This is a genomic window from Micromonospora sp. C97 (assembly GCF_018070385.1).
GTDB classification, from domain to species: domain Bacteria; phylum Actinomycetota; class Actinomycetes; order Mycobacteriales; family Micromonosporaceae; genus Micromonospora; species Micromonospora parva.
Window position 1 is genome coordinate 257864 of the sequence record NZ_JAGPXU010000002.1, and the last position, 14111, is coordinate 271974.

The window sequence follows — 14111 nt, forward strand, 5'->3', positions numbered from 1 at the left end:
AGCGAAGCTGGTGCTTCGGGTCAGTACATCGAGAGATGAACATGGTTCGTGTGGGACGCCGCCGGTGAGCCGCTACCACTGTACGAGCGCCACCCGGTGCCGGGATGCCAGATCTGCCGATACCAGATCACGTAGAGCACGCCCAGCCGGTCGGCGTTGCGCACGTGCCAGGCGGCCAGGCTGTCCCCGTACGCCTTGTCGCCGCCGGTCGCGTTCTTGTCCTCGAAGCCGTTCGTGGCGGCCGAGAAGTCGCAGGCCCTGCCCTTCGGGTGCTCGCCGCTGCCGCCGCTGCGCTTGCAGGAGACGTGCCGCTTGTAGCCGGCCGCCTGGGTCTGCTTGAGCGCGTTGAGGGTGCGCGGAGTGATGCACCCGGAGGTGGTCGGGTCCTTCACCGAGCAGGACTCCGACGGCCAGGACCCGTCGGAGTTGCGCGGCGCGGGCTTCGCCGAGGCGGAGCTGCCACCGCTGAAACCGTTGCTGCCGCCGGAGCTGACCTCGGCCAGCGCCTCCTCGGCTTCCTTCTTCTTCTTCGCCATCACCGCGAGCTGCTTCTGCTGCTCGCGGACCTCGGCGTCGATGGCGACCTTGGCCTGCTGCGCCTGCTGCCGGGCCTCGGTGAGGTCACGCAGCCGCTTGCTGTCCCGCTGGGCCATCAGGTCGAGGTCACCGGCGCGTTGCAGGAACGCCTCCGGCGTGGCGGTGTTGAGCAGCATCGAGACCGCGCTCAGCCGACCCACCCGGTACGACTGGGCGGCCACCTCACCCACCTGCGCGCTGAGCCCGACCAGCCGACCCTCCAGCGTCGTCAGCTCGCCGTTCAGCGCCGTCTGGCGACGCTTGGAATTGTCCAGTTTGGCCTTCGCCTCGATGTGCCCCCGGGCGGTCAGCTCCAGCGCGTCCTGCAGCTTCTTGCTGCCACCCTCACCCGGCTCCGCGTACGCGGGCGCAACGGCACCGCCGAGCACCAGCGCGACGGCGGCGAGCAGGGCGAACAGAGCGCGGCGACCGAGCCGCGGGCTGAACCTGGTCCTGGGCACGAAAGCGTCCTTCCGTAGACCGCCGGCCCCCGATTGACACTGCACGGCGACGCCGGTCGGCGGCCTGCTGGCGGAGACCGCCGGTCACGATACCGGACTGCGGGCCGGTGACCAGCCCCCTGACCCTCGGGCTGTCCCGATGTCGACGCAGCGTCCCAACGCGGTCGCGCAGCGCGCCGATCAGGTGGTGAGCAGCGCGTCGTGCACCTCGGCCCAGACCTGCTCGTTGGCCGCCACCAGCAGACCGCGGCCGTCGTCGGCGGGGTGGTAGTCGACGCCGTCGAACCGGCGGGCGACACCCCCGGCGGCCCGGACCAGCAGGGTGCCCGGGGCGTGATCCCAGGGCAGGGTGCGCCAGAAGAGGACGAACTGCTGCTCGCCGGTGAGGATGTCCAGGTACTCCCGACCGGCGCAGTGCAGGCCGGGCAGCAGCTCACCGAGCCGCTGACCGCCCGCGCGGACCCGGTCGCGGGTCTCCGGCGGCAGGAATTTGGTCATCGCCGCCCCGCGCAGCTCGCCGAGCGGCGGCACCGTGCTGTCGACGGGCCGACCGTTGAGCAGGGTGCCCTCGTCCGCCCACCCTGCGGCGAGCGTGTCGGCGAGCGGGTCGAGGATCCAACCGGCGGTCGGCCGACCGTCGCTCAGTAACGACACCATCAGGGCGAACGGGCGGCGACCGGCGGCGAAGTTGGCAGTACCGTCGACCGGGTCGACCAGCCAGACGTCCCCGCCGTCGCGCAGGTGCCGCAGCAACCCCGGGTCGTCGGCGACGCCCTCCTCTCCGACCACCATCGAGCCCGGCCGCAGTCGCCGCAACCCCGCCGAGAGCAGCTCCTCGGCCCGGCGGTCGGCGACGGTGACCACCTCGCCGGGCGCCTTCTCCGACACGTCGTCGTCGTCGAGCTTGCGGAACAGGGGCAGCACGACCTGGTCGGCGGCCTCCCAGAGCAGGTCGCCGACGTCGTCCAGCAGGGTGTCAGCCACGCGGCGGCAGCTTGACCACGCTGACGAAGAACTCGTCGATCTGACGGACCACCGAGATGAAGCGCTCGAAGTCCACCGGCTTGGTCACGTAGGCGTTGGCGTGCAGCTGGTAGCTGCGCAGGATGTCCTCGTCGGCCTGTGAGGTGGTGAGCACCACCACCGGGATCCGCCGCAGGGTCTCGTCCTTCTTGATCTCCTCCAGCACCTCCCGGCCGTCGCGCCGGGGCAGGTTGAGGTCGAGCAGGATCAGGTCGGGCGCCACAGCGTCGGCGTACTGGCCTTCCTGCCGCAGGTAGGCGAGCGCCTCGGCCCCGTCGGAGACGACGGTCAGCCGGTTGCGCAGCTTGTGTTCCTCGAACGCCTCCTGGGTCATCAGCACGTCACCCGGGTCGTCCTCCACGAGCAGGACCTCGATCGGGCTCTTGCCATCCGCCGGCGCGGTCATCCCACCGTCTCCCTCATGTCACCCGTTCTACCGCTTTCCGTCGCCTCGTCGGCCCGGTCCGGCTGGTCCGCCTCGCCCGCCTGCTCCGTCGGCGCTGCCGGAGCCTCGGTCGAGGCCGTCGAGTCGCCCACGGTCAGGGCGTTCGGCTGCGCCGCGGCATCGGCTGCGGCGGCCGCCTCGACGTCCTCGGGGAGTGCCGGCAGGGTGAACCGGATCGCGGTGCCCTCCGGCACGTCGGTGTCCACCCAGACCCGACCGCCGTGGTACTCGACGATCTTCTTGACGATCGCCAACCCGATGCCGGTGCCCGGGTACGCGTCCTTCGAGTGCAGCCGCTGGAAGATCACGAAGATCTTGTCGGCGAACTCCGGCTCGATCCCGATGCCGTTGTCCTGACAGGTGATCTCCCACTCGGCTCCCACCAACCGGGCCGAGATGTGCACCTTCGACGGCACGTCCGGGCGGCGGAACTTGATCGAGTTGCTGACCAGGTTGGCCAGCAGGTTGGTGAGCAGCGGTTCCTCACCCGAGATCACCGGCAGCTCGGACCAGGTCAGCTCGGCGTCGGCGTACTGCCGGGCGGCCTCGGTCTGGCCGGCCACGTCGCCCATCACCTTGTTGAGGTCGACCTCGACGAAGCCGGTGGTGAGTCGCCCGATCCGGGAGAACGCGAGCAGGTCGTTGATCAGGCGCTGCATCCGCTGCGCGCCGTCCACCGCGAAGGCGATGTACTGGTCGGCCCGCTCGTCGAGCTGCCCGGCGTACCGGCGCTGGAGCAGCTGGCAGAAGCTGGCGACCTTGCGCAACGGCTCCTGCAGATCATGGGACGCCACGTACGCGAACTGCTCCAGGTCACGGTTGGACCGGGTCAGCTCCTCGGCCTGCTTCTGGAGCTGGCTGTTGACCCACTCGATGCGCTCGCGGGCGGCCCGGACCTCGGCCAGGTCGGCGGCGATCTTCTGCCGCATCGCGTCGACGTCCTCGCCGAGCCGGACGAACTCCGGCGGGCCGGTGGTGGCGATGCCGTGCTGGTAGTCACCCTCGGCGACCTCGCGGACCTGGTCGGCCAGCCCGATCAGGGGCCGGATGACCATGCGGTCCAGGGAGAGCACCAGCAGCGCCCCGGCCACGACCACCACCAGCGCGGCCACGATCAGGAGGACGACCAGCACGTTGCTGCTGGTGCGCACGTTGGCGGCGGCCTGCTCCCGGGCGGTCAGGATCTCCTCCTGGAGGTCGTTCACCGCCGACCGCACCTGGTCGAACTGCTGCCGGGCCTGTTCGGTGACCAACGCCTGGCCGGCGCGGGTGCCGCTCTGCTCGGTGGTGGTGATCACCGGCTCCGCCACCGACTGCCGCCACTGCGCCGCCTGCTCCTCGACCATCCGCAGCTCGTGGCCGATCTGTGGATAGTCGTCGAGCAGCGTCCGCATCGAGGCGACCACGCTCTTCTCCTGATCCAGCCCTTCCTCGTAGGGGGTCAGGTCGGCCGGGTCGCCGCTGACCGCGTACCCCCGGATCGCCGTCTCCTGGTCGAGCAGCGCGTTGAGCAACTCCTGCGACTGCACCCGCAACGGGCCGGTCTGGTTCAGCACGGCGTCGATCTGGGTGCGGTTGCGGGCGGCCACCGCCGCCTCCGCGCTGGCCAGGCCGATCAGCAGCAGGCCCACCACGGTGAGCAGGGTGATCACCCGGCGGCGCAGACTCCAGCCGCCGATAACCGGCTTCACCGGCCACCACCCCGGCTGACCAGCAGCATGGCCACGTCGTCGGCGAGCGGGCCACCGTTGAGCTGCTCGGCCCGACCGACCAGCCAGGCCGGCAACTCGGGCAGCGACACCGAACGGTTCGCCGGCTCGCCCAGCAACCCGCTGAGGCCGGGCACGTCGAGCCGTTCGTCGCCGGCATCCACCCGCCCCTCGATCAGGCCGTCGGTGTACATCAGCAGAGACCAGTCATCGGTGTCGAACTCCAGGTCGTAGGCGGTCGGCCGGCGGGGTCGTACGCCCAGCAGCCGGCCGCCGGGGGCGGGCACCGGGGCGACCCGACCGCCGGAGAGCAGCAGCGGTGGCGGGTGCCCGGCCAGTCGGACGGTAGCCCGGTTGGCGTCCAGATCCAGTCTGACGGTGGCCACCGTCGCGAAGATCTCCTGGAGGCGGCGCTCACTCATCAGCACCTGCTCCAGGGCGGGCAGCACCTCGTCGTCCGGCACCCGGGCGAGCACCAGGGCCCGCCAGGCCACCCGCAGCTCGACCCCGAGCGCGGCCTCGTCCACCCCGTGCCCGCAGACGTCGCCGACGATCAGGTCGAGGCGGTCCGGGTGCGTCTGCACCACGTCGAAGAAGTCCCCGCCGATCAACGCGGCGTGCCGGCCGGGCCGGTAGAAGGTGTGCACCGCCACCTGGTCGGTGGTCATCAGCGGCTGGGGCAGCAGGCCACGTTCGAGGCGGGCCGACTCGGCCTGGCGCAGCTCGACCTCGCGCAGGCGGCGGGCGTTCTCGTCGGCGCGCTTACGCTCCACGGCGTAGCGCAGCGCCCGGGTCAGCAGCACCCCGTCGACCTGGCCCTTGACCAGGTAGTCCTGTGCGCCCTCGGCGACCGCCACCACGCCCAGGTGCTCGTCGGTGCGGCCGGTCAGCACGCAGACAGCGGCGCCACTGGACATCTCCAGCAGCTGGCGCAACCCGTCCAGGCCCTGTGCGTCCGGCAGGCCCAGGTCGAGCAGGACGCAGTCGACGTCGCCGATCCGCTGCCGGGCCTCCCGGAGGCTGGTGGCGACCAGCAGGTCGATCATCGAGTTCGTCTCGGCGAGCAGCTCACCGACCAGGAAGGCGTCGCCTTCGTCGTCCTCCACCAGCAGCACCCGCAACCGCTCACCCGGCGGCAGGTTGGCGTGCCGCGCCAGGCCACCGTGCGGGTACGGCACAACTGGGGAACCGGCCAAGCCGGCCCCCCGGTGCGGCCGGGTCACCGCCGCGAGACGCGGGAGTTCGCTGGTGATGTCGGGCTCCTTCCGAGTGCCCTGCTGATCCTGTATTAGACAACGGTCGCACACAACACGACGCCTGCGGCGCGGGCGGGGATGGGCCGCATCACTGCCCGCCCCGTGACAAACCGGGCGGTTGGTGGACGTCGGGCGACCGGCCGTCCCATCCGCGGCCGTCGACGGGCAGGATGATCCCACCCCAGGCCCCACCATCCCCGAGGGAGTCCCCGTGGGCGCATCCACCACCCCGGCCGAGACGGGCACGCGGCCCCGTCCCATTCCGGGCGTACCCCCTGCCGACCGCGCGCTGACCCGGCCACGCCGGCGGCTCGTGGCCGCCGCGGCGGCGCTCGTCGCGCTGACCGCGCTCGGTGCCGGCAGTCTGCTCGACCTGCGCACCCCGACCCCCCGGCCGACCGACGCACCGGCCGACGCGTTCAGCGCCGACCGGGCGTACGAGGACGTCCAGGTGATCGCCGCCCGGTCCCACGTCGCCGGCAGCTCCGCCAACGAGCAGGTCCGGGCGCACCTTGAGCAGCAGCTGCGCGGGCTGGGCCTGGAGACCGAGGTACAGGACACGGTGGCGCCGGAGGCCGGTCAGCTCAGCGGCGCGGCGGGCGGCGCGACGGTCGCCCGGGTCCGCAACGTGGTGGCCCGGCTGCCCGGCACCGACTCGACCGGTCGGGTCTTCCTGGTCGCCCACTACGACTCGGTGCAGACCGGGCCGGGTGGCAACGACGACGCGGCCGGCACGTCGGCCATCCTGGAGGTGGCCCGCGCGCTGACCACCGGCCCCCGGCCCCGCAACGACATCGTCTTCGTGCTGACCGACGCCGAGGAGGCGTGCCTCTGCGGGGCCGCCGCGTTCGCCGCCAGTCATCCGCTCGCCGCCGACGGTGGGGTGGTGCTCAACCTGGAGGCGCGGGGCTCCACCGGGCCGGTGATCATGTTCGAGACGTCCCGGAACAACGCGAAGCTGGTGGACATCTTCGGCCGGGCCGCACCCCACCCGGTCGGCACCTCGTTCGCTGTGGAGATCTACCGCGCGCTGCCCAACGACACCGACTTCACCGCCTTCCTCGATCAGAAGTTCGTCGGGCTGAACTCGGCGTACATCGACGGCGGGGCGATCTACCACACGCCGTTGGACACTCCGGCCGCCCTGGACCGGGGCAGCCTCCAGCAGCACGGGGACAACGCGTTGGGCCTGGCCCGGGAGTTCGGCGGCGTCGACCTGACCGACCTGCGCTCCGGGCACGACGCCACCTACTTCCCCGTCCCCGGTGGGCTGGTCCGCTACCCGGGCACGCTCACCCTGCCGTTGGCAGTGCTCGCGCTGGTCGCGGTGGCCGCCCTGGCCTGGCTGACCCGCCGCAGCGGCCGGGCCAGCACCGGCCGGCTGGCCGCCGGCTTCGCGCTGGCCCTGGTGCCGATCATCGCCGCGCCGGTCGCCGCCCAACTGCTCTGGCTGGCGATCACCACGATCCGACCGGGGTACGCGGAGCTGCTCGACCCGTACCGGCCGATCTGGTACCGGCTGGCCGTTGTGGCGCTCGCCGCCGCCATCCTGTTCGCCTGGTACGCGCTGACCCGCCGCCGGATCGGCCCGGCCGCGCTCGCCGTCGGCGGGCTGGCCTGGCTGGCAGTGCTCGGGGTGCTGCTCGCCGTGGCGGTGCCGGGTGGGGCGTACCTCACCACACTGCCGGCGCTGGCCGGCGCCGTCGGCGGGCTGGTCGCGCTGCGTACCCGGCAGACCGGGCCGTGGCCGGTGGTGGCGGTGACGGCCGCCGCGGCCGTCGGCGTGGTCATCCTGCTGCCCACCGTGGTGCTGCTCTTCCCCGCGCTGGGGATGGCGATGGGCGGGGTGGCCGCGCTGGTGGCGGTGCTGCTCGGCCTGGTCGCCCTGCCGGTGGTCGACCTGCTGCACCCGCAGGCCGGCGGCCAGCGCGGGATGCTGGCGCTGCGGGCCCGGCGGCTCGCGGTGCTGCCCGCCGGTGCGGCCGCCGTGGCGACGGTGGTGCTCGCCGGGGTCGGCCTGGCCGTGGACCGTTTCGACGCCGCCCACCCGGTGCCAACCCACCTGATGTACGCCATGGACGCCGGCACCGGCCAGGCCCGTTGGCTCAGCCACGAGAGCGACCCGCAGCCGTGGACCGACGGTTACGTGGACGGGGTGACCGACATCGGCGACGACTTCCCCGGGCTCGGCGACGCTGAGCTGCGGGCCGGCCCGGCGCAGGCGGCGAACCTGCCGGCGCCGAAGCTGGAGTTGGTGCTGACCGACGCCGCCGCCGGTAACGTACGCACCCTGCGGCTGCGGCTCACCCCGCAGCGGGTCGCCCGGATCGCCACACTGCACGTCGACACGTCGACCGCCACGGTGCTGCGCGCCGAGGTGGCGGGGCGGTCGGTGCCGGTGGAGCCTCGGGACGGCAAGTGGGGCTTCGGGCTGGTGTTCCACGCCCCGCCGGCCGAGGGCATCGAGGTCACGTTGGCGGTGCGGCCGATCGCCGGGCAGGTGGCGCTGCGGGCGATGGACGCCAGCGACGGCTTGGAGGCGCTGCCCGGCTTCCGGCCCCGGCCGCCGGCCGTCGGCGTCGTCGGGTCGCACAGCTCGGAAATGCTGGCGGTCGCCCGCACCTACCAGTTCTAGAACGACGACGGCGGGGGACCGTCTCCGGTCCCCCGCCGTGTCACTCAGCAGAGCTGGTCGAACCTGACTCCCGGCGCGTCCGCCGCTACTCGCTGCGGATGGTCAGCCGCTTACGCCGGCCGTAGTGCAGCAGGAGGAACCCGACCAGCAGCATCCCCACGCCGACGGCACCGAACGTGACCAGGGGCAGACCGGTCAGGGGCAGGCCGCCACCGGCACCCGACGCGGGCGATGACGGCGATGCCGCCCCCGGGACCGAGGCCGTCCCGCTCGGGGTCGGAGTGGCGGTGGCCGGTGGCGATCCGCTCGGCCCTGGGCTGGGCGTGGCAGAGGCCGAGGGCGACGGGGTGGGCGGCGTCCCCTTGACAACGTTGATCGTCACGTTCGACTTTTCCGAAAAGTCGAACGGATAGCGCCGCACTTCGCCCCCGTACGCATTGTCGTACTCCACGCGCAGGGAGAACTTCAGGCTCAGCCGCTGACCATTGCCGACGACCCCACGCCAGCCGCACAGATACTGTTCGCGGCCCAGCGGTGCCGGATTTGTCAGCGCGGGCTCGACATAGTCCATATGCGGAATTATGTCAAAGCACGAGTCCGGAACCGCTACCGCCTTGGTGCGGAAGGGGATTTGGACAAGCAGCAACGGGTCACGGCTGAGCGCTTCGCCACCGTTGTCGAATCCCACTTCCAGCGGCGCCACGTCGCCCGTCTTCTGGTAGTAGACCGTACTGGCGAACAGCTTCACCTTCTCGTAGTCGGAGGCGAGCTTGCTGTCGGTCTGGATGGTCTGCTCAGCCGATGCCTCGAACAACTGGGGAGCGGCCTCGGTGACAGCGGGCGCGTTATCAACAACGAGCTTGGGGCCACCGCCCGGCACGCCCAGCTCCGTTGGCGCCACGGCACGAACCGCCTCGATCTTCGGCAGGCGGACCGACGACGGCTGGATGCCCGCGAGCAGGCTCACCTTCTTACCGGAATCCGCCCTGACCTTCACCCGAACCGGGACCACATAGGTCCGACCCGGCGCAAATTCCTGGTCGAAACGGCACCAGAGCAACTCGACGCCGTTGTAGGAGCAGTTGGAGAAGCGGTCCACCGCCTCAGCCGGCCACAGGCCTGAGCTCAGGTCCTGCACACCAGGTTGCGGACCGCCGTTCCTGAAGTCGAGGACCACGCCGCGCGCCGGCACAGTGCCGGAAACTTTGAACCCGAAGCGGGCGGTGACCGTGTCACCCGGCGCAGCGCTCAGGGTCGGCATGCCAACGCGCTCTACCGTCAACTGGTCAACGGCGATGATCTCGGTCTGCACATTCGCCGGCGCGTAACCCTTGACCTCGACGGTCGTCCGGACGGTGCCGACAACGCCGCTGGGCAGAGTCGAGCCTTGCGGTGAGGCGTACCCGAATGCGCTCGCCGTCTGGCTGGCACCCAGCCCGAACCGTGCGTACTCCCGGCACGTAACGACATCGCCGGCGCGTTCGCAACCCTCGTCGTCGAACGAAAACATCATCTTGTCTTTGATTTCGCTGATGTCCGACCTGGTCGTCACCTCCGTAGCCTGGCGCTTGTCCAGCCCAAGCTGAATGTCGAGGTGGTACAGCGTGGATGACAGGCCTGCCCGGATGAGACTTTGGGCCGGGATCGCCGCCTTCAACTGCGGCAGCGCTGCGGCTGACGCCTGGGCGGGCACCGTCGCGACAGGAACGATAGAACCAACAAAACAGACAAAAGTGGCCGCAGCTATTCGCCGGGCAACCTTATTCCACCTGAACAAACCAGACCCCCGTGGATCCTCGTTTTGGACCGCCGGAGCATAACGCAGCCTGAATTGAATGGCCGTCCCGCGACGAAGGGCCCATCGGGCAAAAGGGAATAGCGGCCGCAGCAACGAGGCAGTGCGGCTGGACGGCGCGGCTGGACGGTGCGACGCGCCTGGCCCAGGTCGCTCGCCCGCTCACACAACAGCGGATACTTCGCCCATGACGCTGGCTCCGCCCCGCACCGACCTCGCCGACGCGCGCTCCTCGTTCCTGGTGCTGGCCGGCTGGTACGTGGCCGCCGTCGTGTCGTTCGGTCTGTTCCTCAGCACGCTCTCCGGTTCGGTTCCGGCGAACTGCGGCGAGGCGTGCGACTCCGAACGGTCGAGGGCGCTGCTCTTCGGGCTCTACGTGGCCCTGCCGGCGGCGTTCCTCGCGCTGTTGGTCAGCCTGGCGACGCTCGCGGTGCTCCTCTCCCGTGCCCGGATCCGCTCGTCAGCCCTGGTGGGCACCCTCTCCGCGCTGCCGCTGCTCGCCTGCGCACTCCTCACCGCCAGCCTCTGACCCCCCGTTGCTGTAGTGCCGGGGTCAGACGAGGTGCAGCCTGCCCGTTCCCCGGCCGCCTGTGCCGATCCACCGTTGGACAGCGTCAGGCCGACCACGCCTGGAGGACGTCGTTCGGCCCCCACACCAGGTGCACGGCCTCGGCCGGGAGGTCGACTCCGGAGCGGCTGACGACGACCAGGCCGCTGACCCCGGGCTGAAAACCCGGGATCAACGGGGCATGGCGGCGCAGTTCGTCGAGATGACGTCGGCCGAAGGGGCCGTCCTGCCACTTGATCGAGCCGGCGAACGCGATGCGGGAGGCGATCGGGGCGCGGTCCGCGCCGACAAGATCGATTTCCGGGTTGGACTGCCGATTCCACCAGCCGCCGACTTCCCAGGTGTCGGTCCAGGGCAAACCGCCGGCCCCGGCGCTGATGGCGAGCGCATCGCGGATGATCGGCTCGACGGCGTTGCCCCGCCAGGAGGACCACCGACTGTCGAGGATGGCGCGGGCGGCCGCTGACCGGTCGCGCAGCACCAGTTGGTGCACATCCCGAAGAATGGCGAGATACAGGCGCAGATTGCTGTCGGCGATCCGGTACTGGGCCAGCTTGCTGGGCTTGGTGGACAGCGGCTTGTCGACGGCGAGGACCTGTTTTTCCTCGACGAGCCGGTGCAGCAGCGGGGACAGGGTGCCGGAGCTGACCGGGCCGCCGCGGTCCCCGGCGGCAGCGGCGATGTTGCTGAACGTACGGCTACCTGCCCCACCGACCGCTTCCAGGATGCGTCGGGCAGTGTCCGGGGCGGGAAACTCCGACGCCAGAGACTGCTCGGGGACGGTGAACAACGCCGACGTCTTGTTGGAGATCTCCTGACCCAGGAAATCGGCGGGGGGCGTACCCGGGGACCACTCCAGAGCCACACCGGGCAACCCGCCGGTGATCAGGTGCGCATCGATCGCGTCCGCGCCACTCAACCCGGTCACCGCGGCGGTTTCGGCGGGATTGAACGGGCCGAGGACCATGTTCGTGGCCCTGCCGTAGAACGGGCGGTCGTACTCGGTGAACCGCTGCATCATGTGCAGATCACTGCCGAGCAGCAGCAGGAGCACCGGCTTGCCGGAGATGAGCCGGTCCCAGGCGACCTGAAGGTGCCCGTCGAACGTCGTGTCCTGCTCGGAGATCCAGGGCAGTTCGTCCAGGACGACCACACTCGGCGTATCGGGCAGGACGCCCGCCAGGACCCGCAGCATGTCTCCCCAGCCACCGGCCGGTGGCTGGGACGGCAGCAGGTCACGACCGCTGGACGTGAGCAGCGACGAGTCGCGCAGGGCACCGAGAAAGTAGCCGACCGCTTCGATGCTCGATGCGCCCTTGACCGCAGTGTAGAAGCAGTACGGCAGGTCGACCCTGTCGCACAACTCCTGTACCAGCCGCGACTTGCCCACCTGGCGGCGACCACGGATGGCGACGGAACGGCCCTGACCGGTGCGCTTCACATGATCAAGCTGCTTGCCGAGCAGGTCGAGTTCCGTCCGGCGGCCGATGAACATCGACCCTCCCGAAGCTAGATTCAATCTTACTTCGAGACAGTCTACCTACCTCAGCAGGGAACTGATACACCACGGCGCCGAGATTTCCCTGCTGTGCGACCTCTACCGCTGGCAGGCGACACCGAGCCTCTAGGGTTCCCGGAATGAGCAGGAACGACGAGCGTGAATTGGTACGACGGGGGTACGACGCGCTCTCCTACCACTATCGATCGGACGACGCCGACGACGGCCAGTACGGTCCCTGGCTGGCCGACTTACACCAGCGCCTACCTGCCTCAGCAGGGGTCCTCGACCTCGGGTGCGGCTGCGGGGTGCCGGTCGCCCGCTTCCTCGCCAACGCGGGACACCGCGTGACCGGCGTTGACATCAGCGACGTGCAGATCGAGCGGGCACGCCGCCTGGTGCCAAACGGCACCTTTCTCCACTCGGACGCCACCCGGCTCGACCTGCCGCCGGCCTCCTTCGATGCCGTGGTTTGCCTCTACGCCCTCATCCACATGCCCCTGGCCGACCAGCCGCAGCTCATCAAGAGCATCGCCACCTGGTTACGCCCCGGCGGCTGGCTGCTCACCACCGTCGGCAACACCGCCTGGACAGGCACCGAGGACAACTGGCTCGATGGCCCCGCCACCATGTGGTGGAGCCACGCCGACGCCTCCAGTTACCGCGCCTGGCTGCAGCAGGCGGGGCTGACGATCAGCGCCGAGGATTTCGTCCCGGAGGGCAGCAGCGGGCACACCCTCTTCTGGGCGCAGCGCCCACAGGGCTGACCTGGTCCGAGTCGTGTGCGAGGCTTCGGCGGTGACTGACCTCGGCGTCCGCGCAGCAACCTCGGCTGATCGGGAATTCTTGGTTGACATGCTCGTGGAGGCCGTGAACTGGCTGCCTGAGCGCAACTGGTCTCGCGAGCAGATCCTGGCGAATCCCGCGCTGGCCCACTACGTCAGCGGGTGGATGCGGCCAACCGACTTTGGCCTGGTTGCGGTCGGCCAAGCTGAGCGGTCAGTCGGCGCGGCCTGGTTCCGATACCTGACCGCCGCTGATCCCGGCTATGGGTACGTGAGTGACGACGTGCCAGAGCTGACTATCGGCGTGGTGGAAACCTGGAGGGGCCGGGGTGTGGGCCGGATGCTCTTGCGCGCCGTTCTGGACGTCGCCCGAGAACGTGGCATCCGCACAGTGTCACTGAGCGTGAAGCGGGCGAACTTCGCTGCGAGGCTGTACGCCGCTGAAGGATTCCGCACGGTCGAGTCGTTCGAGGACGCGGACACGATGGTCGCTGAGGTCGGGGCCTGACGTGTGTAGTGCCAGCTCGTCGGCCGGGCTGGGCAGCCTGTCCGCAGTGCTTCCGTTGGCCGTGGTCTTACTTCCAGCGGAAGTGGACGAAGAGGCGGCCGAAGTTCTTCGAGTCCTTCTCCACCCGGTGGTAGAGCTGCTTGACGTCCTTCTGGTCGAGGAACCGCAGCACCCGCTTCTTGAGCTGGCCGGACCCCTTACCCGGGATGATCTCGACGAGGGTGGCCTTCTTCGCCACCGCCTCGTCCATGATCCCGCGCAGGGCGCGGTCGATGTCGTGGCCCTTGTTGAAGATCTCGTGCAGGTCCAGCTTGAGCTTCATGCCGCAGCCCCCGGCCGGTCAGGTCCCATGTCCGCCATCCTAGGCACGTCCGCCGGGTCGTCCGACGACGAAGGGGCGGCCCCGTGGGACCGCCCCCGCACTCGTCACCGGGTCAGGCTCAGCGCCTGCCGCCCAGGCGGGTCTCCACCCGCTCCAGCGCGGTCCGGTAGTCGTCGTTGGCCGCGTACATCGCGGCGGCGATGCGCAGGTGCCGCAGCGCGTCGTTGTGCCGGTTGAGCCGTTCCAGCGTCCGACCGAGCACGTGGTGTGCGTAGTGGTCGCTGGGGTCCCGCTCGATCAGCTCGCGCAGGTGCTCCTCGGCCCGAGTGAGCTGGGCCGACTGGAAGTACGCCCGGGCCAGCAACTGCCGAACCGCCGCGTTGCCGGGTTCGGCGTCGATGATCGGCTCCAGCAGTCGGGCTGCCCCGCTGGGGTCACCGGTTTCGAAGAACATGGTCGCCCGCCGGTAGTCCGCCAGAAGATCCATCTGCCACCTCCTCGGGTCGCACCGTCACCTGTTCCGACGCTGG

At 70.4% G+C, this 14111-nt stretch carries 13 protein-coding genes and 1 pseudogene; 5 read left to right on the forward strand and 9 right to left on the reverse strand.

Annotated features, from left to right (window positions below; translation table 11 throughout):
• Nucleotides 1–20: 20 nt before the first annotated feature.
• From KBX26_RS04385 to KBX26_RS04405, 5 genes are all read right to left on the reverse strand, one after another.
• A complete protein-coding gene (locus tag KBX26_RS04385) occupies nt 21–1037 on the reverse strand; it encodes a hypothetical protein (protein WP_210864791.1) in 1017 nt (338 codons plus the stop codon).
• Nucleotides 1038–1217: 180 nt separating this feature from the next.
• On the reverse strand, nt 1218–2021 hold the full coding sequence (locus tag KBX26_RS04390) for an inositol monophosphatase (protein ID WP_030329777.1): 804 nt from the start codon (nt 2019–2021) through the stop codon (nt 1218–1220).
• On the reverse strand, nt 2014–2466 hold the full coding sequence (locus KBX26_RS04395) for a response regulator (RefSeq protein ID WP_030329776.1): 453 nt from the start codon (nt 2464–2466) through the stop codon (nt 2014–2016). The genes KBX26_RS04390 and KBX26_RS04395 overlap by 8 nt, the downstream gene beginning before the upstream one ends.
• Entirely contained in the window at nt 2463–4196 is a 1734-nt protein-coding gene (locus KBX26_RS04400; protein ID WP_307857745.1) for an ATP-binding protein, read from the reverse strand. Before KBX26_RS04400 ends, KBX26_RS04395 begins: the two co-directional genes overlap by 4 nt.
• Nucleotides 4193–5392: a PP2C family protein-serine/threonine phosphatase gene (locus KBX26_RS04405; RefSeq protein WP_210861350.1), complete on the reverse strand. Its 1200-nt coding sequence runs from the start codon at nt 5390–5392 to the stop codon at nt 4193–4195. The genes KBX26_RS04400 and KBX26_RS04405 overlap by 4 nt, the downstream gene beginning before the upstream one ends.
• A 289-nt stretch (nt 5393–5681) precedes the next feature.
• On the opposite strand from KBX26_RS04405, the gene KBX26_RS04410 reads away from it, so the two are divergent.
• Nucleotides 5682–8105, forward strand: coding sequence for a M28 family peptidase (locus tag KBX26_RS04410; protein ID WP_374224207.1), 2424 nt, complete (start codon nt 5682–5684; stop codon nt 8103–8105).
• An 85-nt stretch (nt 8106–8190) separates the two neighbouring features.
• On the opposite strand, the gene KBX26_RS04415 is transcribed toward KBX26_RS04410, so the two are convergent.
• Entirely contained in the window at nt 8191–9798 is a 1608-nt protein-coding gene (locus tag KBX26_RS04415) for a hypothetical protein (protein ID WP_210860399.1), read from the reverse strand.
• A gap of 289 nt (nt 9799–10087) precedes the next feature.
• On the opposite strand from KBX26_RS04415, the gene KBX26_RS04420 reads away from it, so the two are divergent.
• Complete coding sequence (locus KBX26_RS04420) at nt 10088–10429, forward strand: hypothetical protein (protein WP_030329771.1); 342 nt, start codon at nt 10088–10090, stop codon at nt 10427–10429.
• A gap of 85 nt (nt 10430–10514) precedes the next feature.
• Here KBX26_RS04420 and KBX26_RS04425 read toward each other — a convergent pair whose 3' ends face one another.
• Nucleotides 10515–11963: an ATP-binding protein gene (locus tag KBX26_RS04425; RefSeq protein ID WP_210860397.1), complete on the reverse strand. Its 1449-nt coding sequence runs from the start codon at nt 11961–11963 to the stop codon at nt 10515–10517.
• Nucleotides 11964–12015: 52 nt separating this feature from the next.
• On the opposite strand from KBX26_RS04425, the pseudogene KBX26_RS33125 reads away from it, so the two are divergent.
• The 3 genes and pseudogenes from KBX26_RS33125 to KBX26_RS04435 all read left to right on the forward strand — a co-directional run.
• Nucleotides 12016–12096, forward strand: a pseudogene (locus tag KBX26_RS33125) (DinB family protein); the annotation flags it as partial.
• A gap of 10 nt (nt 12097–12106) precedes the next feature.
• Nucleotides 12107–12733, forward strand: a complete 627-nt coding sequence (locus KBX26_RS04430; RefSeq protein WP_210860396.1) for a class I SAM-dependent methyltransferase — start codon at nt 12107–12109, stop codon at nt 12731–12733.
• Between the two features lie 31 nt (nt 12734–12764).
• Nucleotides 12765–13259, forward strand: a complete 495-nt coding sequence (locus tag KBX26_RS04435; protein WP_210864792.1) for a GNAT family N-acetyltransferase — start codon at nt 12765–12767, stop codon at nt 13257–13259.
• 67 nt (nt 13260–13326) lie between these two features.
• Here KBX26_RS04435 and KBX26_RS04440 read toward each other — a convergent pair whose 3' ends face one another.
• Both KBX26_RS04440 and KBX26_RS04445 read right to left on the reverse strand, forming a co-directional pair.
• Nucleotides 13327–13581, reverse strand: coding sequence for a Smr/MutS family protein (locus KBX26_RS04440; RefSeq protein WP_030329768.1), 255 nt, complete (start codon nt 13579–13581; stop codon nt 13327–13329).
• A gap of 118 nt (nt 13582–13699) precedes the next feature.
• A complete protein-coding gene (locus tag KBX26_RS04445; RefSeq protein WP_030329767.1) occupies nt 13700–14068 on the reverse strand; it encodes a M48 family metallopeptidase in 369 nt (122 codons plus the stop codon).
• Nucleotides 14069–14111: the final 43 nt, after the last annotated feature.